Origin of the sequence: Agrococcus sp. Marseille-Q4369 (genome assembly GCF_018308945.1) — a bacterium.
Taxonomy (GTDB): Bacteria; Actinomycetota; Actinomycetes; order Actinomycetales; family Microbacteriaceae; genus Agrococcus.
In genome coordinates, this window is sequence record NZ_CP070501.1 from 2612221 (window position 1) to 2631481 (window position 19261).

The 19261-nt window shown below is 73.3% G+C and carries 18 protein-coding genes and 1 tRNA gene; 9 read left to right on the forward strand and 10 right to left on the reverse strand.

The window, feature by feature from the left end; genetic code table 11:
- Positions 1-47: 47 nt before the first annotated feature.
- Together JSQ78_RS13090 and JSQ78_RS13095 are read right to left on the reverse strand one after the other, a co-directional pair.
- On the reverse strand, positions 48-749 hold the full coding sequence (locus JSQ78_RS13090; RefSeq protein ID WP_211448195.1) for a GntR family transcriptional regulator: 702 nt from the start codon (positions 747-749) through the stop codon (positions 48-50).
- Entirely contained in the window at positions 746-2260 is a 1515-nt protein-coding gene (locus JSQ78_RS13095; protein ID WP_211448197.1) for a fumarylacetoacetate hydrolase family protein, read from the reverse strand. Before JSQ78_RS13095 ends, JSQ78_RS13090 begins: the two co-directional genes overlap by 4 nt.
- A gap of 169 nt (positions 2261-2429) precedes the next feature.
- On the opposite strand from JSQ78_RS13095, the gene JSQ78_RS13100 reads away from it, so the two are divergent.
- The gene (locus JSQ78_RS13100) at positions 2430-3842 is read left to right on the forward strand and encodes an MFS transporter (RefSeq protein WP_249295720.1); all 1413 of its coding nucleotides are present in this window, start codon (positions 2430-2432) and stop codon (positions 3840-3842) included.
- A gap of 64 nt (positions 3843-3906) precedes the next feature.
- Here the strand turns inward: JSQ78_RS13100 and JSQ78_RS13105 are convergent, their stop codons facing one another.
- Both JSQ78_RS13105 and JSQ78_RS13110 read right to left on the reverse strand, forming a co-directional pair.
- Entirely contained in the window at positions 3907-4323 is a 417-nt protein-coding gene (locus JSQ78_RS13105; protein ID WP_211448201.1) for an HtaA domain-containing protein, read from the reverse strand.
- Positions 4320-5243, reverse strand: coding sequence for a LysR family transcriptional regulator (locus tag JSQ78_RS13110; RefSeq protein ID WP_211448203.1), 924 nt, complete (start codon positions 5241-5243; stop codon positions 4320-4322). Before JSQ78_RS13110 ends, JSQ78_RS13105 begins: the two co-directional genes overlap by 4 nt.
- A gap of 98 nt (positions 5244-5341) precedes the next feature.
- Here JSQ78_RS13110 and JSQ78_RS13115 point away from each other — a divergent pair, with 98 nt between their 5' ends.
- Positions 5342-8296: a cytochrome P450 gene (locus JSQ78_RS13115; protein ID WP_211448205.1), complete on the forward strand. Its 2955-nt coding sequence runs from the start codon at positions 5342-5344 to the stop codon at positions 8294-8296.
- Between the two features lie 31 nt (positions 8297-8327).
- Here JSQ78_RS13115 and JSQ78_RS13120 read toward each other — a convergent pair whose 3' ends face one another.
- Entirely contained in the window at positions 8328-9524 is a 1197-nt protein-coding gene (locus JSQ78_RS13120) for a RimK family alpha-L-glutamate ligase (RefSeq protein ID WP_211448207.1), read from the reverse strand.
- Between the two features lie 37 nt (positions 9525-9561).
- Here JSQ78_RS13120 and JSQ78_RS13125 point away from each other — a divergent pair, with 37 nt between their 5' ends.
- Both JSQ78_RS13125 and JSQ78_RS13130 read left to right on the forward strand, forming a co-directional pair.
- A complete protein-coding gene (locus tag JSQ78_RS13125; RefSeq protein ID WP_211448208.1) occupies positions 9562-10050 on the forward strand; it encodes an ATP-dependent zinc protease family protein in 489 nt (162 codons plus the stop codon).
- A complete protein-coding gene (locus JSQ78_RS13130) occupies positions 10043-11008 on the forward strand; it encodes a succinylglutamate desuccinylase/aspartoacylase family protein (protein ID WP_249295721.1) in 966 nt (321 codons plus the stop codon). Before JSQ78_RS13125 ends, JSQ78_RS13130 begins: the two co-directional genes overlap by 8 nt.
- A gap of 119 nt (positions 11009-11127) precedes the next feature.
- Here the strand turns inward: JSQ78_RS13130 and JSQ78_RS13135 are convergent, their stop codons facing one another.
- Together JSQ78_RS13135 and JSQ78_RS13140 are read right to left on the reverse strand one after the other, a co-directional pair.
- Complete coding sequence (locus JSQ78_RS13135; protein WP_211448210.1) at positions 11128-11880, reverse strand: TSUP family transporter; 753 nt, start codon at positions 11878-11880, stop codon at positions 11128-11130.
- Between the two features lie 18 nt (positions 11881-11898).
- The gene (locus tag JSQ78_RS13140; protein WP_211448212.1) at positions 11899-12333 is read right to left on the reverse strand and encodes a helix-turn-helix domain-containing protein; all 435 of its coding nucleotides are present in this window, start codon (positions 12331-12333) and stop codon (positions 11899-11901) included.
- Between the two features lie 28 nt (positions 12334-12361).
- Between JSQ78_RS13140 and JSQ78_RS13145 the strand changes: the two genes are divergently transcribed.
- Positions 12362-13108 (forward strand): NAD(P)/FAD-dependent oxidoreductase, encoded by a 747-nt coding sequence (locus tag JSQ78_RS13145; protein ID WP_211448213.1) that lies wholly within the window; start codon positions 12362-12364, stop codon positions 13106-13108.
- 24 nt (positions 13109-13132) lie between these two features.
- On the opposite strand, the gene JSQ78_RS13150 is transcribed toward JSQ78_RS13145, so the two are convergent.
- On the reverse strand, positions 13133-13894 hold the full coding sequence (locus JSQ78_RS13150) for a sulfite exporter TauE/SafE family protein (RefSeq protein ID WP_211448215.1): 762 nt from the start codon (positions 13892-13894) through the stop codon (positions 13133-13135).
- Between the two features lie 28 nt (positions 13895-13922).
- Positions 13923-14564 (reverse strand): MBL fold metallo-hydrolase, encoded by a 642-nt coding sequence (locus tag JSQ78_RS13155; protein ID WP_211448217.1) that lies wholly within the window; start codon positions 14562-14564, stop codon positions 13923-13925.
- A gap of 76 nt (positions 14565-14640) precedes the next feature.
- Here JSQ78_RS13155 and JSQ78_RS13160 point away from each other — a divergent pair, with 76 nt between their 5' ends.
- Together JSQ78_RS13160 and JSQ78_RS13165 are read left to right on the forward strand one after the other, a co-directional pair.
- Entirely contained in the window at positions 14641-15531 is an 891-nt protein-coding gene (locus tag JSQ78_RS13160) for a diacylglycerol/lipid kinase family protein (RefSeq protein ID WP_211448218.1), read from the forward strand.
- Positions 15532-15614: 83 nt separating this feature from the next.
- Positions 15615-15687 (forward strand) — tRNA-Glu (locus tag JSQ78_RS13165).
- A gap of 311 nt (positions 15688-15998) precedes the next feature.
- Here JSQ78_RS13165 and JSQ78_RS13170 read toward each other — a convergent pair.
- Complete coding sequence (locus JSQ78_RS13170; protein WP_211448220.1) at positions 15999-16985, reverse strand: malate dehydrogenase; 987 nt, start codon at positions 16983-16985, stop codon at positions 15999-16001.
- Between the two features lie 136 nt (positions 16986-17121).
- On the opposite strand from JSQ78_RS13170, the gene leuC reads away from it, so the two are divergent.
- Entirely contained in the window at positions 17122-18567 is a 1446-nt protein-coding gene (leuC, locus tag JSQ78_RS13175) for a 3-isopropylmalate dehydratase large subunit (protein WP_211448222.1), read from the forward strand.
- Positions 18567-19235 carry a 3-isopropylmalate dehydratase small subunit gene (gene leuD, locus JSQ78_RS13180; RefSeq protein ID WP_211448224.1) on the forward strand — a complete coding sequence of 223 codons (669 nt, stop codon included), beginning with the start codon at positions 18567-18569 and terminating at the stop codon, positions 19233-19235. The genes leuC and leuD overlap by 1 nt, the downstream gene beginning before the upstream one ends.
- Positions 19236-19261 lie beyond the last annotated feature (26 nt).

Consider the following 19261-nt stretch of genomic DNA (forward strand, 5'->3'; position numbering starts at 1 on the left):
TCTGTTCGGTTCGTCGCCGCGGGTGGCGGCTCGGGGCTGTCGGCAGCTCAGGGCTTGGGCTGCGTGCGGTGCAGGTAGGCGTCGGGCGTCGCGAGGCGGTGGGCGCGCACGGCGAGCTCGATGCGGCGGGGGTCGGCGCCCTTCTCGATGAGCCCGAGGATCGCCTCGTGCTCGTCGATCGCCGGCCCGGCGCGGTTCGGCACGAACGAGAAGGTCGACTGACGGAGCCTCGCGAGGCGCTTCCAGCACGTGTCGATGACGTCGCCGAGCACCTGGTTGGCGCAGACGTCGGTGAGCCGCCGGTGGAAGGCCTCGTTGAGCGCGGTGAACCGCACGGGGTCGAAGTCGGCGAGCGACTGCCGCATCTCGTCGTTGATCGCCTGCGCCGCCGCGACGTCAGAGGCGGAGTAGAGGCCGGCGGCGAGCGAGATCGCGGCGCCCTCGACGTAGGAGAGCGTCTCCATCGTGTCGTGGTACTCGAGCTCGTCGATCTCGGCGACCCGCGCGCCGATGTTGCGCTCGAAGGTGACGAGCCCCTCCGCCTCGAGGCGGCGGATCGCCTCCCGCACCGGCACGACGCTCATGTCGAGCTCGCGGCCGATCGCGTCGAGCACGAGCCGGAAGCCGGGGGAGTAGGTGCCGTCGACGATGCGGTCGTGCAGCAGCCGGTAGGCGCGCTGCGACTTCGAGGGGGCGACGGTGCCGCCCGACTCGGCGGCGGCAGCGGTCCGCGAGCGCCGGCCGCTCACGACCCCTCCGTCTGGGCCGTCTCGGCCTCGTACTTCGCGCGCCACTCGGCGTCCATGGGGAAGAGGCCGTCGACGGGGTGGCCGGCGTCGACCTGCGCGGCGATCCACTCCTCCTCCGCCTCCTGCTGCAGGCACTCGTCGACGAGCTCGCGCGCGAGCGCGGGCGGGATGACGAGCACGCCGTCGTTGTCGCCGACGATGATGTCGCCGGGCTGCACGGTGGCGCCGCCGCACGCGATCGTCTCGTCGAACGACCACGGCACGTGCAGGCGCCCGAGCACCGCCGGGTGGCCGCCGCCGTGGTACGTCGGCACGCCGATCTCGGTGACGACGTCGAGGTCGCGCACGCCGCCGTCGGTGACGAGGCCCGCGGCGCCGAGGTGGCGCGCGCGGAGCGCGAGGATGTCGCCGAGCGTGCCCGAGCGGTTGTCGCCGCGGGCCTCGATCACGACGACCTCGCCGGGCTGCAGCGAGTCGAAGAGGCGCTTCTGCGCGTTGTAGCCGCCGCCGTGGCGCTTGAAGAGGTCCTCGCGGTTCGGCACGTAGCGGAGCGTGCGCGCGGTGCCGACCATGCGCTTGCGCGGCTGCGTCGAGCGCAGCCCGTCGATCGAGACGTTGTTGAGGCCGCGCTTCCGGAGCCCCGAGGAGAGGGTCGCGAGGGCGACGCGCGAGAGCTTGTCGCGCAGGTCGTCGTCGAGCACCGGCGCGGTCGGCTCCTGGAACTCGGCGATCGGGCGGCCGGATGCGTCGGCCCACTGCTCGGGGGTCGGCTTCGGCTGGGCGGAGTACGCGGGCAGCCGCTGCTCGCCGACCCGCACCGTCGACGCGAGCCGCCCGGTCGAGAGCTGCTCGCCGTCGAGGGTCGTCGCCGTCACCTCGACCTCGACGCGCTGGCCGGGGGAGAAGGTGGAGGCGTTCGCGGGGGTGCCGGTGAGGATGACGTCCCCGGGCTCGAGCGTGATGAGCTGCGAGAGGTCGCTCACGATCTGCGGCAGCGAGAAGACGAGCGTCGAGGTCGAGTCCTCCTGCACGAGCTCGCCGTCGAGCCACGTGCGCACCTCGATCGCGAGCGGGTCGATGCGCGTGGCGTCGAGGAGCGCCGGGCCGATCGGCGTCATGCCGTCACCGCCCTTCGAGCGGAGGTTGGAGCCCTTGTCGACCCAGCGGAGGTCGAAGACGCCGAGGTCGTTCGACGCCGTGACCGACGCGACGTGCGCCCACGCATCCGCCTCGTCCACCGCTCGCGCGTGCGAGCCGATGACGATCGCGATCTCGCCCTCGAAGCCGAAGATCTCGGTGCCGGCGGGCACGACGACCTCGCCGCCGGTCGAGAGCGACGTCGCGGGCTTCAGGAAGTAGCCGGGCGCCTCGGGCGTGCGGCCCTTCTGCGCGGCGCGGGCGCGGTAGCCGATGTGCATGGCGAAGACCTTGGCGGGCCGGGTGCCGAGCAGCTCCCACGCGGCTTCGGCGGGTGCGAGGGACTCGGTGGGGAGCTGCGACGATGCCTGCATGGCGGCATCGTATACGATTCCGAATCTGGTCTGCAAGAGTCGCCGAGCACCGCTCGCCACCGGAGGCTCAGCGTCCGCGCAAGGCGCTTGTCGTCGTGCACGAAATCGTATATCTTCCACTCAGTCCCGGCACCGATCTCGGCGCCCTTCCCCTGACAAAGGAGTCAGCGTGTCTCATAGCACGACGCCTCGGACCTCCGCGCGAGAGCGGAACAAGGTCCTGGCCGCAGTCGTCGTCGGCACCACCATCGAGTGGTACGACTTCTTCATCTACGCCTTCATGGCGAACCTCGTCTTCGCGCAGCTCTTCTTCGAGCCGGCGGGCCCCGGCCTCGGCCAGATCATCTCGCTCGTCACGATCGGCATCTCGTTCCTCTTCCGCCCGCTCGGCGCGTTCCTCGCGGGGCACTTCGGCGACCGGATCGGCCGCCGCCCGATGCTCGTGCTGACGCTCCTGCTCATGGGTGTCGCGACCACGCTCGTCGGCGCGCTGCCCACCTACGAGCAGGTCGGCATCCTCGCCCCGATCATGCTGATGTTCCTCCGCATCCTGCAGGGCCTCTCGGCCGGCGGGGAGTGGGGCGGCGCGGTGCTCATGGCCATCGAGCACGCGCCCGCCAACCGCCGCGGCCTCTACGGCTCCTTCGTGCAGGCGGGCGTGCCGATCGGCATGCTGCTCGCGACCGGCATCCTCGCGGGCATCCGCGCGATGTTCCCGGGCGACGCGTTCCTCGAGGTCGGCTGGCGCATCCCGTTCTTCATCTCGATCATCCTCGTGGTCGTGGGCTACCTCGTGCGCCGCTCGGTCGACGAGTCGCCGGTGTTCCAGGAGATCAAGGAGACGGCGCAGGAGCAGTCGGCGCCCATCGTGCAGGTCTTCAAGAAGTACGGCCTCGTCGTGCTCTTCGCCGCGTTCGTCTTCATGGCGAACAACGCGACGGGCTACATGACCACCGGCGGCTACGTGCAGGGCCTGGCGTCGCGCCCGGTCGACGCGCCCGTGCCGGGTCTCGGCTTCGACCCGGTCGGCGTGCAGCTCGCGACCTTCGCCGGCTCGCTCTCGTGGCTCGTGTTCACGTTCGTCGCGGGCTGGGCGTCGGACCGCATCGGCCGCAAGCCCCTGTACCTGATCGGCTGGGCGGCGCTCGCAGCGGGCATCGTGCCGCTCTTCCTGCTCGTCGAGACGGGTGTCGCGGGCGTGGCCTGGGCGACGATCCTGCTGGGCGTGGGCCTCGGCCTCACGTACGGCGCGCAGGCCGCGTGGTACGCCGAGTCCTTCCCCGCCTCGGTGCGCTTCTCGGGCGTCTCGATCGCCTACGCGATCGGTGCGGTGATCGGCGGCGCGTTCGCTCCGACGATCGCGCAGGCGCTGCTGCAGGCGACCGGTTCGACGTGGGCGATCGTCGGCTACCTGCTGGCGACCGTCGTGATCTCGCTCATCGGCACGCTGCTGCTCAAGGACCGCACGGGCATCCCGCTCTCGATCGAGTTCGAGAAGTCGGGCAAGTGGGACGGATGGAAGAAGGGCGACGAGTTCGTCGCGCTCTCCGAGGTCGACCGCGAGGCGGCCGTCGACCGCTGAGCCCTGCCAGCCAGGACGGCCCCGCCCACGTGGCGGGGCCGTTCGGCGTGCCGGGCAGGATCGGTCAGCGCTCGACGCGCGGGTCGTCGATCGGCGTGCCGGGCTCGTAGGGCCCGAAGAACAGGTCGGCGCCGTCCTGCGTGAGCGCGGTGCCGGAGGCCCGCTCGCCGTCGAACGCGGCGATCGTCGCGAAGGCGAGTCGTGCGCCCGGCTCGTGGGGGTCTGCGACCTCGAGCGTCCAGCCGCCCGGCGACTGGACGATCGCGGGCTCCGCGATGACGAGGCGCAGCATCCCGCCGTGCGCGGTGAGCGTCACGGAGCCGAGGAACGCGCCATCGGTGCCGGTCGTCCTCGATCCGGCGGGGAAGCGGAAGGCGTCGTGCTCAGCCGTCGCGCCGTCGGCGGCCTCGACCGAGCCCGCCCCGCGGCCGCGCACGTAGTCGAGCAGCGACGCCTTGATGCCCCAGACGAGCGCGGTCACCGCCGGCCCGGCCACGGGAGGGAGCGCGCGAACTCGATGAGCGCGCTCGTGCGGGCGGTCGGCTCGGGCGAGGCTGGCCAGATCACGTCGATGCCGACCGGCGGCACGCGCGGCGCGATCTCGAGCATGGCGACAGGGTAGCCCTCGTAGCTCGCGTAGTTCGCGGGACGCTGCACGAGGATCCCGTAGCCGAGGCCGCGGCCGACGAGCGCGCGCACGGCCTCCGAGCTCTGCACCCGGTGCCGCACGCGTGGCGTGACGCCCGCGGCCGCGAAGAGCGAGAGCGTGTGCTCGCTCGAGGGCGGCGCGTCGAGCAGGATGAGGTCGCGCTCGGCGAGCTCGGCGAGCCGCACCGAGCCGCGGCCGGCGAGCGGGTCGTCGCCCGCGACGACGACGTGCGCCGGGAGCGCGAAGAGCTTCGCGCGGCGCGGCTCGCCCGGCACGAGGGTGTCGTAGACGAACGCGACGTCGATGCGGCCCGACTCGAGCCGGCCCTCGAGCCGGTCGTGCGTCGCCTCGACGATGTCGAGCTCGACCCGCGGATGCGCTCGGCCGAAGCCGGCGAGCAGGGGCGGGAGGATCGTCGGCGCGAGGGTCGGGTAGCAGCCGATCGTGACCGGCCCGACGAGCTCGCCAGGGGCTCCGCGCAGCGAGGTCTCGAGCTCGCGGGAGGTCGCGAGCAGCCCGCGGGCGCGAGCCACGACATCCGCCCCCGTGCTCGTGAGCGTCAGGCCGCGCGCCCGGCGGCGGACCGTGAGCTGCGAGCCCAGCTCGCGCTCGAGCTCGCTGATCGCCTCGGAGATCGCGGAGGGGGAGACGTGCAGGCGCGCTGCGGCGGCCGCGATCGTGCCCTCGTCGGCGGCGCACACGAGGTAGGAGAGCTGGCGCAGCGTGAACGCGGGCGCGTCGAGGGCATCCATGTTCGACTCCTCCGATGTAGAACGTCCGATACATCCGCTTTCGCCAACGTAGTCGTTGGCGGATGATCGGGGGAGGACCGATCACGAGGATGTGCTCCATGCCGACCGAAGCTCCCGTCGCTGACTGGGTGACGATCCCCGACCTGCACCGCGACCCGTTCCCGATCTACGAGCAGCTGCGCGCCGAGGGCGGCGTGCACTGGGTGCCCGCGGTCGGCCGCTACCTCATCACCTCCTACGAGGCGGTGCACGAGACCGAGCTCGACCAGGAGGTGTTCTCGGCGAACGAGCAAGGCTCGCTGCAGATCCGCGCCATGGGCCACTCGATGCTGCGGCGCGACGACCCGGAGCACTACCTCGAGCGCAAGGCGTGGCAGCCGGCGCTGCGCCCCGGTGTCGTGCAGCGAGTGTGGCGCTCGAAGTTCGAGCGGAACGCCGAGCGCTACCTCGACGAGCTCATCGAGAAGGGGCCCGGCGCCGACCTCGTCTGGGACTTCGCCGCGCCGTACGCCGCCGAGAGCCTGCGCGAGATCATCGGCCTGCACAGCGCCGATCAGGAGGATCTGCAGCGCTGGTCGCAGACGATGATCGACGCGACCGGCAACTACGCCGATGACCCCGAGGTGTGGGCGAAGGGCCTGCGGTCGTTCGACGAGGTCGACGCCGCGCTCGACGACGTGCTGCCGTGGCACGCTGCGAACCCGAACGAGTCGCTGCTGTCGCAGCTCCTGCGCATCCCCGACTTCGAGATGCCCATCGAGCGCATCCGCGCGAACGTGAAGATGACGATCGGCGGCGGGCTCAACGAGCCGCGCGACGCGCTCGGCGTGGCTGCGTGGGCGCTGCTGACCCACCCCGAGCAGCGGCGCGCCGTCGAGGCCGACCCGTCGCTCTGGAACGCCGCGTTCGACGAGACGATCCGCTGGGTCGCGCCCATCGGCCTCTACTCGCGTCAGGTCGCGCGCGACACCGAGCTCGCCGGCGTGCGGCTGCCGGCAGGAGCGCGCCTCGGCATCTGCATCCTCTCGGCGAACCGCGACGAGCGCGTGTGGCAGGACGCCGACCGCTTCGACGTGCGCCGCGAGGTCAAGCCGCACCTCGCCTTCGGCAAGGGCGTGCACGTGTGCCTCGGCGCATGGGTCGCGCGCTCGGAGGTCGCCGACGTGGCGCTGCCGATGCTCTTCGAGCGCTTGCGCGGGCTCGACGTCGTACCCGACGCGCCGCCCGCCATCGCCGGCTGGGTATTCCGCGGCATGACGAGCCTGCCGGTGCGGTGGGACTCGGTCGCCGAGCCGGCGACGACCGCCGCGGCGCCCGTCGCCGCCTCGCAGGCCGCCCCGCGCATCGCGATCGTCGGCGCAGGCCCCGCGGGCTGCTTCACGGCGCAGGCGCTCCGCCGCCGCTTCCCGGCCGCCGAGCTCGAGGTGCTCGACGCGCTGCCCGTGCCGTACGGCCTCGTGCGCTCGGGCGTCGCCGCCGATCACCCCGGCACGAAGTCAGTCGCGCGGCAGTTCGACCGGCTCTTCCAGCACGACGGCGTGCGCTTCCGGGGCAGCGTGCGCGTCGGGGACGACGTGCCGCTCGACGCGGTGCGCGAGGCCTACGACGCGGTCGTGCTCGCGACCGGGCTGCGCGCCGATCGGCCGCTCGGCGTGCCGGGCGACTCGCTCGCGGGCATCCACGGCGCCGGCCGCATCACGCGCCTGCTCAACGCGCACGCCGACGAGGGCGACGCGCCCTCGCTCGGCGAGCGCGTCGTGGTCGTCGGCCTCGGCAACGTCGCGATGGACGTCGTGCGCATGCTCGCCCGCGACGCCGAGGGGCTCGGCGGCACCGACGTCGACGACGAGGCGCACGAGCGGCTCGCTGCCGCCGTGCGCACGATCCACGTCGTGGGCCGCAGCGCCCCGAGCGACGCGCGCTTCGACCCCGTCATGGTGCGCGAGCTCGCGAGCCTGCCGGGCGTCGCCCATCGCGTGCACGGCGTCGCCCTCGACGGGATCGAGGCGGGCAAGGACGCGCGAGCGGATGCGGTGCGCGACCTGGTCGCGGAGCCCGCCGCGGCGCCGCGCGTCGAGGTGCACTGGTGGTTCGGGCTCTCGCCCGAGCGCATCGAGGGCGACGGCCGCGCCGAGCTGGCCGTCTTCCGCGGCGCCGACGGCGAGATCGCGCTCGAGGCGGACGCGATCGTCACGGCGGTCGGCTTCGCCGCGAGCGACGACTGCCTCGCCGAGCCCGGTGCGCACCCGAGCGGCCGGGTGGAGCCGGGCCTCTACACCGCGGGCTGGCTGCGGCGCGGTCCGCGCGGCACGATCCCGGACCAGCGCACCGACGCGCGCGAGCTCGCCCGCCTCGTCGCCGACGACCTCGAGGCGGGCGCGATCGCGATCGGGCGCGAGGGGCTGCCGCCGATCGAGGGGGAGACCGACTTCGAGGGCTGGCGGCGCATCGACGTGCGCGAGCAGCTCGGCGCCGCGCCGGGCCGCTCGCGCGCGAAGCTGCGCTCGCGCGCCGAGCTGCTCCAAGCGGCGCGAGACGCGTCGATCCCGCTGCCGGCGGTCGCGACCGAGGAGAGCGCGTCGGAGGGCGCGGGGATCCCCGCGACGGTGCTGTTCGGCACCGAGTCGGGCGGGGCGGAGCTCGTCGCCGACGAGCTGCGGCGCGGGCTCGCTGGCCGTGCGGCCGTCGAGGTCGTCGACATCGCCGACGTCGCGCCAGGCGACCTCGACGCGAGCCGCCTGCACCTGCTCGTCTGCTCGACGTACGGCGACGGCGAGGTGCCGACGAGCGCCCGGGCGTTCCTCCGCGCGCTCGTCGAGGATCGGCCGGACCTGCGCGCGATGCGCTTCGCGGCCTTCGGGATGGGCGATCGCAGCTACACGAAGACCTACTCGCGCGGCAGCGAGCTCGTCGCCGAGGCGCTCGCGGCCTGTGGCGCCGAGCGGGTCGGGGAGTACGGGCGGCACGACGCCGGCGGGCCGGTGCCGGCGACCGAGGCCGCGCTCGAGTGGGCCGAGGGGGTGCTCGCCGAGGCGGCGGTGCCCGTCGGGTGAACCTGCGAGCCGGGCCGTCGGGTCCGGCGCCTCAGTCCTCCTGCGGCGGCAGCGGCACCTTCGGCAGCTTCTTCACCCGTGCGCGCCGCTTCGGCCGCGCGGGGATCATCGAGCGCATCTCCTCGAGCCGGCCGAAGCACAGCAGCCGGTCCTCGGCGTGCAGCACCTCCGAGCCCTTCGGGTTCGGGATGACGGCCGTGCCGCGGTGGAGCGTGAGCACCGTGATGTCGCGGTCGCGCAGGCCCGACTCGTCGAGCCGCTTGCCGACGAGGTCGGCGTCGCCGTGCACGACGAGCTCGGCGACGCCGAAGCCGGTCGAGACGGCGAGCCGCTCGCGCACGTCGATCTGCGGGAAGGCGACCTGGTTGTCGATGTAGTCGATGATCGCGCCCGCGACGTCGAGCCGAGTCGCGCGCTCGATGCCCTCGAGCCCAGGGGAGGAGTTGACCTCCATCACCTGCGGGCCGTCGTTGCCCTCGAGCATGTCGACGCCCGCGACCTTGAGCCCCATGATCTGCGCGGCGCGCACCGCGACGCGCTCGAAGTCGGGGTCGAGCGTGACCGGCTCGACGCTGCCGCCGCGGTGCACGTTCGAGCGGAACTCGTCGCCCTGGGCGCTGCGCCGCATGGCCGCGACGACGCGATCGCCGACCACGAGCGCGCGGATGTCGCGGCCCTTGCTCTCGGCGACGAAGCGCTGGATGAGCACTTGCTGCTTCGTGCTCTGCAGCGTCTCGATGATCGCCTCGGCGACCTTGATCGTCGGTGCGAGGATGACACCGATGCCCTGCGTGCCCTCGAGCAGCTTGAGCACGACGGGCGCGCCGCCGACGCGCTCGATCGCGGGGATCACGTCGGCCCGGTCGCGCACGAACGTCGTGGGAGGCATCCCGATGTCGTGCCTCGCGAGGATCTGCGTCGCCCGCAGCTTGTCGCGCGAGTTCGCGATGCCGTTCGCGGTGTTGGGCGTGTAGACGTCCATCTGCTCGAACTGCCGCACGACCGCGGTGCCGAAGTACGTGATCGAGTTGCCGATGCGCGGCAGGATCGCGTCGTAGTCGGTCAGCTGCCGCCCGCGGAACTGCAGATCGGGCGCGTCGCTCGAGAGATCGATCGCGAAGCGCAGGGTGTTGAGCACCTTGACGTCGTGGCCGCGCTCGGCGGCCGCGGCGCGGAGCCGGCGGGTGCTGTAGGCGCGCGGCGCGCGCGAGAGGATGGCGAGCCTCATGCGAGGTCGACCTGCCTTCCTGCTTGGATGGGGGCCTATGGGCGACGACCATCCTCGCAGGCCTGCGATCGCCGGCTGGCGCGAATGGGTCGGCCTGCCGCATCTCGGCGTGCCGCACGTGAAGGCCAAGCTCGACACGGGCGCGCGCACGAGCGCGCTGCACGCGTTCGACATCGTCGAGACGACGCGGGACGGTGCCGACTGGGTGTGCTTCTCGGTGCACCCGTGGCAGCGCTCGGACGACGACGCGGTCGTCGTCGAGGTGCCGGTGCACGACCGCCGGCTCGTGCGCTCGTCGACGGGCCACGAGCAGGAGCGCATCGTCGTCCGCACGGCGCTCGAGCTGCTCGGCCGCGAGGTGCTCACCGAGGTGACGCTCGCGCGCCGCGACGAGATGGGCTTCCGGCTGCTCGTCGGGCGCGAGGCGCTCCGGCAGGGCTTCGCCGTCGACTCGGCGCGCTCGTACCTCGGCGGGCGGCCCACGCGCGACGTGCGGCTCAAGAACCGGGGGCGCGCCGGTGCGTGAGTCGTTCGCGATCGGCGGCGTGCGCGTGCGCGCCGGGCAGGCGAGGGGCGTCGAGCTGCCGATCGCGCGGCTCGTCACGGGCGGCGACGTCTCGCTCCCCGTGCGCGTGCTGCACGGTCGCGAGGAGGGACCGGTCGTCTGGATCGACGCCGCCATCCACGGCGACGAGGTCGTCGGCGTCGAGGTCATCCGGCAGGTGCTCGCGCAGGTGTCGCCCAAGCAGCTCCGCGGCACGCTCATCGCCGTGCCGGTCGTCAACGTGCTCGGCTTCCTGAACGGCGACCGCTACCTGCCCGATCGCCGCGACCTCAACCGCTCGTTCCCGGGCTCCGCGCGCGGATCGCTCGCGAGCCGCATCGCCCACCTGCTGATGACCGAGGTCGTCGGGCGCTGCGACGTCGGCATCGACCTCCACACGGGCTCCGACCGGCGCGACAACCTGCCGCAGATCCGTGCCGACCTCGACGATCCCGAGACGCGCCGGCTCGCCGCCGCCTTCGGCGCGCCCGTCATGCTGCACGCGAAGCTGCGCGACGGCTCGCTGCGCCAGGCCGCGCGCGAGGCAGGCGCGATCGCGCTGCTGTACGAGGCAGGCGAGGCGCTGCGGCTCGAGCAGGAGCCGATCGAGGTCGGCGTCGCCGGCGTGCTGCGCGTGCTCGCGGCGCTCGGCATGCTCGCGGCCGACGAGGCGGCGGATGCGTCGGCCGAGTGCCGCGCGAGCGGCTGGGTGCGCGCTCGCGGCACGGGCATCCTGCACCTCGACGTCGAGCTCGGCGACCGCGTCGAGTCGGGCGCGCGGCTCGGCCGGGTGGCGGATGCGCTCGGCACGGGCGGGCGGATCGTGCGCGCCGACCGCGACGGGATCGTCATCGGCCTCACGCGGGCGCCGATCGTGCACGCGGGCGACGCCGTCGCGCACCTCGCAACCCCCGAGCCTGAGGCATCTTCAACCGGGTAGTCGGGTGGGGGAGCCGAATGCCGCCGTGCCCTACCGGCTGCCCGGTTGAGTCGAACTCAGCTCGTGGCGCAGCGCCAGCGGTTGGCGCGCTGGGCGGCGCGGCCCCGGTCGCGCGGGCGCTAGGCGAGCAGGGCGACCGCGCCCGTCGCGATGAGCGCGAGGCCGCCCGCGAGCGAGAGGCCGATGATCGACCACTTCACGACCGCGCGGTTCACGAGGTGCGCGAGCCGGTTGCCGAGCAGCACGCCCGCGACGACGGGGACCACGAGGAGCGCCCACCCCCACCAGGGCCACTCGGGCGCGCCCTCCGGCGCGACGAGCGGCCGGACCGCGACGATCACGCCGCTCACGATCACCCAGAAGGGCTGCATCGTCGCGACGAACGTGCGGTCCTGCCAGCCCGAGAGCAGCGTGTAGATGCCGAGCGCGGGCGCGCCCATGCCGACGCTCGCGTTGAGCACGCCCATCGTCGCGCCCGCCGCGACGCGCAGCGGAGGGCCGTCGAGCACTCGCGCGCCGCTCGTGAAGGCGACGGAGGCGACCACCCCGATGACCGCGATGACGCCCACGATGACGCGCAGCGCATCCGTGTCCGCACCCCTCGCGAGCAGCAGCCCCGGCACCATCATCGCGACCGCCGGGACGGCGAGCCACGCGAGCCGTCGCCAGTCGATGTTGCGCCAGACGCTCGGCAGGATCACGAGGCACGCGAGCGCGCCGTAGAGGTTGACGACGAGCACCGCCGCGAGCGGACCCGCGACGAGCGCGACCGCGGGTGTGACGACGAGGCCCCAGCCCATGCCGATCATGCGCTGTCCCGCGGCGCCGATGAGCACGGCAACGGCCGCGACGACGAGGGAGGGGAGGTCCACGGCCGTCAGCGTAGGTGCTCAGGGGGATGCGCGACGGTGCAGGCGCGCCGAGTGCGCGATCGGCTGCGGCTCGGCGGTGATGAGCTCGCGGAAGCCGGGGCATTGGGCGAAGTCGCTGTGGGTGCACGACTGGAGGTGGCGGATGACGGCGAGCGCGGCCTCGAGCTCGGCCTGCTGCCGCTCGAGGCGCGTCACGTGGTCGGCGAGCAGCGCGTGCCGCTCGGCGGCGCTCTCGGTCGCGAGCACCGAGCGGATCGTCGCGAGCGACATGCCCGCGTCCTGCGCGCGGAGGATCGTGCCGATGCGCATGCGGGCGCTCTCGTCGTAGCGGCGCTTGCCGCCGACGCGCGTCGTGGGTTCGAGCACGCCCTCGGCCTCCCAGTGCCGCAGCACGTGCGGGGCGAGCTCGAACTCGGCGGCGAGCTCGCCGATCGACAGCAGACTTGACCTCATGTCGACATGAAGTCACATGCTGGAGCGCATGGCAACTCACGACTCCTCCCAGGACCCTTCGCGAGCCGGCTCCGAGCCGCTCGACTGCGTCGTCGTCGGCGGCGGACCCGCCGGGCTGCAGGCCGCGCTCACGCTCGCGCGCGTGCACCGCTCCGTCGCGCTCGTCGACGCCGGTCCGGGTCGCAACGCATCCGCGGCCCACATGCACAACGTCGTCTCGCGCGACGGCACGCCGCCGGCGGACTTCCGCGCGGTCGCGCGCGAGCAGCTCGCGGGCTACGCGACCGTGCGGCTCGTCGACGACCGGGTCGCCTCGGCCGAGGTCGGGGACGACGCCGTCGCGGTCGAGCTCGGGAGCGGCGCGCGGCTCGACGCGCGATTCCTGCTGCTCGCGACGGGCGTCGCCGACGTGCCGCTGCCGCTCGGGCTCGCGGTGATCGCGGCGCGCGGGGTCGAGGTCGACGAGCGGCGCGCGACCGGCATCGTCGAGGAGGGCGGCAGGCTCACGGCGATCGAGCTCGAGGGCGGCGCGGTGCTGCCGTGCACCGGCGTGCTCGCGGGCGGCGAGTTCCGGCAGGAGTCGTCGCTGCCGGCGGCGCTCGGCTGCGCGCTGCGGCCCGACGGCACGATCGAGGTCGACATGGTCGGCCGCACGAGCGTGCCGCGCGTGCTCGCCGCGGGCGATGCCGCGCTCTCGGGCGGGCACTCGGTCATCGCGGCAGCGGCGGCGGGCCAGCTCGCGGCGGCGGGGATCGTGCGGAAGCTCATCGCGTGAGCCGCGGCGGCGTGCGGGGTGGGGTCACGCCGCGGCGAGCAGCCCCGCGACGCCGGTGCCGATGACGGCGACGCCGCCGACGATCGAGAGCACGACGACCGCGGCGCGCGCGACGCCCGCCGGCACCCGGTGGGCGATGCGATGGGCGAGCAGCGTGCCGAGCGCCGCGGCGGCCGAGGCGCCCGCCCACGCCCACCACGGCCACTCGGGGAACCCCTCGGGCGCGAGCACCGCCCGTTGCCCGAGCGTCACGAGATTGAGCACGACCCAGAACGGCTGCATGGTCGCGGCGAGCACGAGCGGATCCCACCGGCTCACGAGCGCGTAGATCCCCACGAGCGGGGCGCCGACGCCGACCGCGGCGTTGAAGCCGCCGATCGCGAGGCCGGAGCCGATGCGCGTGCCCGGGCCGTCGAGCGTGTGGCGCGAGCGCGTGAAAACGACGGAGATCAGCACGCCCGCGATCGCGAGGATCCCGACCGCGATGCGGAGCGCATCCGCCGACACGACGCGCGCCAGGAGCAGCCCCACGACGCTCGCGGGCACCGCGGGCAGCAGCAGCCACGTGAGCCGCCGCCAGTCGACGTCGCGCCACACGCCGGGCAGCATGAGCGAGCACGCGACGACGGCGAAGATGCAGTTGAGCGGCACGGCCGCGATCGGTCCGGCGACGATCGCCGAGACCGGGCCCATCACGAGCCCGAAGCCGAGGCCGACGACGCGCTGGGCGACCGTCGCGACGAAGATGGCCGCCGCGTAGAGCAGCAGCGTGAGCGGATCGATCACGCGGTCGCGCCCGGGCGGCGCGTGGCCATCAGTGCTCGCCGATGGGCAGCGAGTCGCCGTTCTCGAGCCGGTGGTGCGTGCCTCCGTGCTCGGCGGCGGCCGCCTCGATGCGCGCGTGCGCCATGCCGAGGCCCATGGGCGAGAGCGGTGCGTCGTGCACCGCGAAGGTCGCGCGCGGCGCGACCGCGGTGACGAAGTCCATCACCTCGCCGATCTTGAGCCACGGCGCGCCGGCGGGCGCGGCGAGCACCTCGACCTTGACGTCGGGCGTGGCGTACGAGTCGCCCGGGTAGTAGAAGCGCTCGTTGACGAGCACGCCGAGGTTGTCGACGAGCGGGATCGAGCGGTGGATCTCGGCGTGCGTGCCGCCGAAGAAGCGCAGCCGGAAGGGGCCGGCGGTGACGCGCTCGCCCGCCTCGACGACGGTGACCTTGAACTCCGACGCGGCGGCGGCGACGCCGGCGGGCGCGTAGATCGGCGTGCCGGGGTTGGCCGCGAGCAGCTCGCGCAGCCGGCCCGCGTCCCAGTGATCGGCGTGCTCGTGCGTGATGACGATCGCGATGAGGTCGGGGGCCGAGACGGGGCCGGTCTGGTTGCCGGGGTCGATGACGAGCTGGCGTCCGTCCTCGTCGAGGATCATGCAGGCGTGCTCTCGCTTGGTCACTCGCATGGCATCCACGATAGGCGGTGCGCTCGGCGAGCGCAGGTGCTCGGCGCGGGGGCGCGCCTCGCTTAGGCTCGCAGCCGTGCACATCGTCGTCGCCTCGAAGCCTGCCGACCGACCCGGTCGAGGCGGTGCGGTCGGTGCGCGGACGGCTGCGCGCGTCGCCGAGCTCGGCCACGAGGTGCGGCACGTCGCCGCCGCCGACTACCGCGGTCAGCTCGAGCAGACGCGCTTCGCGATGACGACGGCGGATGCGCTCGTCGTCGTGGGCGGGGACGGCATGGTGCACCTCGGCGTCAACATCGTCGGCGGCACGTCGAAGCGCCTCGTGATCGTGCCGGCTGGCAGCGGCAACGACTTCGCCGCGTCGCTCGGGATCCGGAGCGCCGAGCAGGCGCTCGACGGGCTCGAGGCGGCGCTCGCCGCAGACCCTGAGCGCTTCGACCTCGTGCGGATCGAGCACCCGGAGGGGGTCTCGCTCGCCGCTGGCGTCGTCTCGGTGGGCTTCGACGCCGACGTCACGGTGCGCTCGAACCGGTTCACGCGAGTGCCGAGCGCGCTCCGCTACCGCGCCGCGATCGTCGCGACGCTCCTGCGGCCGCGGCACCGCACGTTCCGGATGCGCTTCGACGGCGGCGAGGAGCGCTCGTGGCGCACCCTCATCGTGGCGATCGCGAACAACAGCACGTTCGGGGGAGGAGTGCCGATCGCGCCGAGCGCGTCGCTGCACGACGGGCGGCTGACGGCGGTGCTCGCCGATGAGGTGTCGTACCCGCGCTTCCTCATCACGCTCGCGAAGGCGATGCGCGGCACGCACGAGGCGGATCCGCGGGTGCACATCCTCGATTGCGAGTCGGTCGACATCGCGAGCGACGACGCCGTGACGGTGTGCGGGGACGGCGAGATCGTGGGCCGGCTGCCGGTGCGCTGCACCGCGATGCCGGGCGCCCTGCAGGTGCTCCGCGCGCCCTGACCGGCCCGTGCTCGCTCCGATTTGGCGCACCCCCGGATCGTGTGGCACACTATCCAGGTTGCTTTCGCGAGCGAGAGCAGCACGGCCCCATCGTATAGCGGCCTAGTACGCCGCCCTCTCACGGCGGTAACGCGGGTTCGAATCCCGCTGGGGTCACAGCAGAAGCGCCCTCGGTCTCACGGCCGGGGGCGCTTCGCCGTTCCCGGCCCGGTCTCGCGACCCGCTCACCCTGCGAGCCGCACCGGTCGAGCCCTTCCTCGTCGAGGAGCCCCTGGTGCAGCGCGCTGTCGATCGAAGCGATCGCGTCGTCCCGCTCGACGCGCCGCGCGAGCTGCGCGAGCGCATCGACGAGGCTCACGCGCCACGGCTTCTCGTCGACGGTGAAGTCGCCCCAGATGTGCTCGCCCTCCGGCACGCGCGGCGGGCTGGAGTGCGGGCGGGTGGCGATCGGCACCGGGAAGCGCGGCTCAGCCCAGGTAGCCGAGCGCCCGCACCTGCTCGCGCTCCTGCTCGAGCTCGGCGACCGACGCGCGCAGCTGCTCGGCGACCTCCGGCTCGAGCTCGAGGTCGTCGACGATCGACCACTCGCCGTCGGCGGTCGTCACCGGGAACGACGAGACGAGCCCCTCGGGCACGTCGTACTCGCCGCGCGAGACGACCGACATCGAGGTCCAGTCGTCGGGTGCCGTGCCGAGCATCCACGACCGCACGTGGTCGATCGTCGCCGACGCCGCCGACGCGGCAGAGGAGGCGCCGCGCGCAGCGATGACCGCCGCGCCCCGGTTCGCGACCGTCGGCGCGAACTCGTCGCGCACCCACTCGCGCTCGACGAGGTCGGTCGCGAGCGACTCCCCGACGATCGCGTGCGTGAGGTCGGGCACCTGCGTCGTGGAGTGGTTGCCCCACACGATCATGCGCCGGATCCCCGCGACCGGCTCGCCCGTCCGCGCCGCGAGCTGCGCGATCGCGCGGTTGTGGTCGAGCCGCGTCAGCGCCGAGAAGCGCTCGCGCGGGATGTCGCGCGCCGCGGCGGCCGCGATGAGCGCGTTCGTGTTGGCGGGGTTCCCCGTCACGGTGATGCGGATGTCCTGGCTCGCGTGCTCCTGGATCGCGCGTCCCTGGGCGCTGAAGATCGCGCCGTTCGCGGCGAGCAGGTCGGAGCGCTCCATGCCCGGGCCGCGCGGCCTCGCGCCCACGAGCAGCGCGTGGTCGGCGCCCTCGAAGGCGACCGACGCGTCCGCCGTCGTGTCGACGGAGTGCAGCAGCGGGAAGGCCGAGTCGTGCAGCTCCATCACGACGCCCTCGAGCGCGGGCAGCGCATCCGGGATCTCGAGGATCCGCAGCCGCACGGGCTGGTCGGGTCCGAGCATGTCGCCGGCGGCGATGCGGAACAGCAGCTGGTAGCCGATCTGGCCTGCGCCGCCCGTGACGGCGACGGTGATGGGAGCGCGCATGCGCCCATCGTGCCCTGCGCATGCTGGACGAGGCCAGGGCAGGCGCGCGTCGTGTTCGCCGACAGAGGAGCGGCACCGGCCCCCGCGTAGACTGGGCGGATGGTCGATCGCGGCCACGCGCGTGCTGGGAGGGCAGATGGGCAAGACGCTCGCTGAGAAGGTGTGGGACGACCACGTGGTGGTGAAGGGCGAGGACGGCGCGCCCGACCTCATCTACATCGACCTCCACCTCGTGCACGAGGTGACGAGCCCGCAGGCCTTCGACGGCCTCCGGCAGGCAGGCAGGCCGCTGCGCCGCACCGACCTCACGGTGGCGACCGAGGACCACAACACGCCGACGCTCGACATCGACAAGCCCATCCAGGACCCGACGAGCAGGAAGCAGATCGAGACGCTGCGGCAGAACGCCGCGGAGTTCGGCGTGCGCATCCACTCGCTCGGCGACAAGGAGCAGGGCATCGTGCACCTCGTCGGCCCGCAGCTCGGCCTCACGCTCCCGGGCGTCACCGTCGTCTGCGGCGACTCGCACACCTCGACGCACGGCGCGTTCGGCGCGATGGCGTTCGGCATCGGCACGAGCGAGGTCGAGCACGTCATGGCGACGCAGACGCTCCCGCTCAAGCCCTTCAAGACGATGGCGATCAACGTCGAGGGCGAGCTGCGCCCCGGCGTGACCGCGAAGGACATCATCCTCGCCGTGATCGCGAAGATCGGCACGGGCGGCGGCGCCGGCTACGTCTTCGAGTACCGCGGCAGCGCCATCCGCTCGCTCTCGATCGAGGGCCGCATGACGATCTGCAACATGTCGATCGAGGCGGGGGCGCGCGCGGGCATGGTCGCCCCCGACGAGACGACCTTCGCCTACGTCAAGGACAAGCCGCACGCGCCCAAGGGCGCCGACTGGGATGCCGCGCTCGAGTACTGGAAGACGCTCCCGACCGACGACGACGCCGTCTTCGACAACGAGATCTTCATCGACGCATCCGAGCTCGAGCCCTTCGTCACGTGGGGCACGAACCCCGGCCAGGGCGTCTCGCTCTCGGGCGAGGTGCCGGCTCCCGAGTCGTTCGACGACCCGACCGACCGCTCGGCCGCCGAGCGCGCGCTCGAGTACATGGACCTCACACCCGGCACGCGGCTCAAGGACATCGCGGTCGACACCGTCTTCATCGGCTCGTGCACGAACTCGCGCATGGAGGACCTCTCGGCGGCGGCCGAGATCATCCGCGGTCGGAAGAAGGCGGATGGGGTGCGCGTGCTGGTCGTGCCGGGCTCGGCTCGAGTGCGGCTCGAGGCAGAGGCCGCCGGGCTCGACAAGGTCTTCACGGACTTCGGCGCCGAGTGGCGCTTCGCCGGCTGCTCGATGTGCCTCGGCATGAACCCCGACCAGCTCGCGCCGGGGGAGCGCTGCGCGTCGACCTCGAACCGCAACTTCGAGGGCAGGCAGGGCAAGGGCGGTCGCACGCACCTCGTCTCGCCGCTCGTCGCCGCGGCGACCGCGATCCGCGGCACGCTCTCGAGCCCGTGGGACCTGCTGGACGCCGAAGCCGAGCCGGAGCTCGCGAGGGACGGAGTCGCCTGATGGAGCAGATCAGCACGCTGACCGGCCCGATCGTGCCGCTCGAGCGCTCGAACGTCGACACCGACCAGATCATCCCCGCCGTCTTCCTCAAGCGGGTCACGAAGACCGGCTACGACGACGCGCTCTTCCACTCGTGGCGGCAGGACCCCGACTTCGTGCTCAACCGGGAGCCGTACCGGCACGGCGGCATCCTCGTCGTCGGCTACGACTTCGGCACCGGCTCGAGCCGCGAGCACGCCGTGTGGGCGCTGCGCGACTTCGGCATCACCGCCGTGCTCGGGCCCCGCTTCGGCGAGATCTTCCGCGGCAACGCCGGCAAGCAAGGCCTGCTCGTCGGCCAGATCTCCGAGGAGGCGACGGAGGCCCTATGGGCCGCCGCGCGCGCGAACCCGGGGGAGCCCGTGACGGTCGACCTCGAGGCTCGCACCGCGACCGCAGCCGGAGTCAGCCATGCCTTCCAGATCGATGACTACACTCGCTGGCGCCTGCTCGAGGGCCTCGATGACATCGCACTCACCCTGCGCGACGAAGCCGCGATCTCCGCGTTCGAGGCCAAGCGTCCGTCGTGGCTGCCCACGACGCAGGATCGGACGCCGCAGGGCCGGACGCCGCAGGGCCGGACGCCGCAGGGCCGGACGCCGCAGGCACGAACCCAAGGAGCCTCGTGAACCTCACCGAGTTCAGCAAGAGCGCC

Bases quoted from the DNA above. Each gene is read 5' to 3' on its own strand.
- leuD (WP_211448224.1), top strand. From the start codon at position 18,567: ATGGAGCAGATCAGCACGCTGACCGGCCCGATCGTGCCGCTCGAGCGC.
- JSQ78_RS13145 (WP_211448213.1), top strand. From the start codon at position 12,362: ATGGCAACTCACGACTCCTCCCAGGACCCTTCGCGAGCCGGCTCCGAG.
- JSQ78_RS13155 (WP_211448217.1), bottom strand. From the start codon at position 14,564: ATGCGAGTGACCAAGCGAGAGCACGCCTGCATGATCCTCGACGAGGAC.
- JSQ78_RS13170 (WP_211448220.1), bottom strand. From the start codon at position 16,985: ATGCGCGCTCCCATCACCGTCGCCGTCACGGGCGGCGCAGGCCAGATC.
- leuC (WP_211448222.1), top strand. From the start codon at position 17,122: ATGGGCAAGACGCTCGCTGAGAAGGTGTGGGACGACCACGTGGTGGTG.
- JSQ78_RS13120 (WP_211448207.1), bottom strand. From the start codon at position 9,524: ATGAGGCTCGCCATCCTCTCGCGCGCGCCGCGCGCCTACAGCACCCGC.
- JSQ78_RS13110 (WP_211448203.1), bottom strand. From the start codon at position 5,243: ATGGATGCCCTCGACGCGCCCGCGTTCACGCTGCGCCAGCTCTCCTAC.
- JSQ78_RS13140 (WP_211448212.1), bottom strand. From the start codon at position 12,333: ATGAGGTCAAGTCTGCTGTCGATCGGCGAGCTCGCCGCCGAGTTCGAG.
- JSQ78_RS13095 (WP_211448197.1), bottom strand. From the start codon at position 2,260: ATGCAGGCATCGTCGCAGCTCCCCACCGAGTCCCTCGCACCCGCCGAA.
- JSQ78_RS13115 (WP_211448205.1), top strand. From the start codon at position 5,342: ATGCCGACCGAAGCTCCCGTCGCTGACTGGGTGACGATCCCCGACCTG.
- JSQ78_RS13125 (WP_211448208.1), top strand. From the start codon at position 9,562: ATGGGCGACGACCATCCTCGCAGGCCTGCGATCGCCGGCTGGCGCGAA.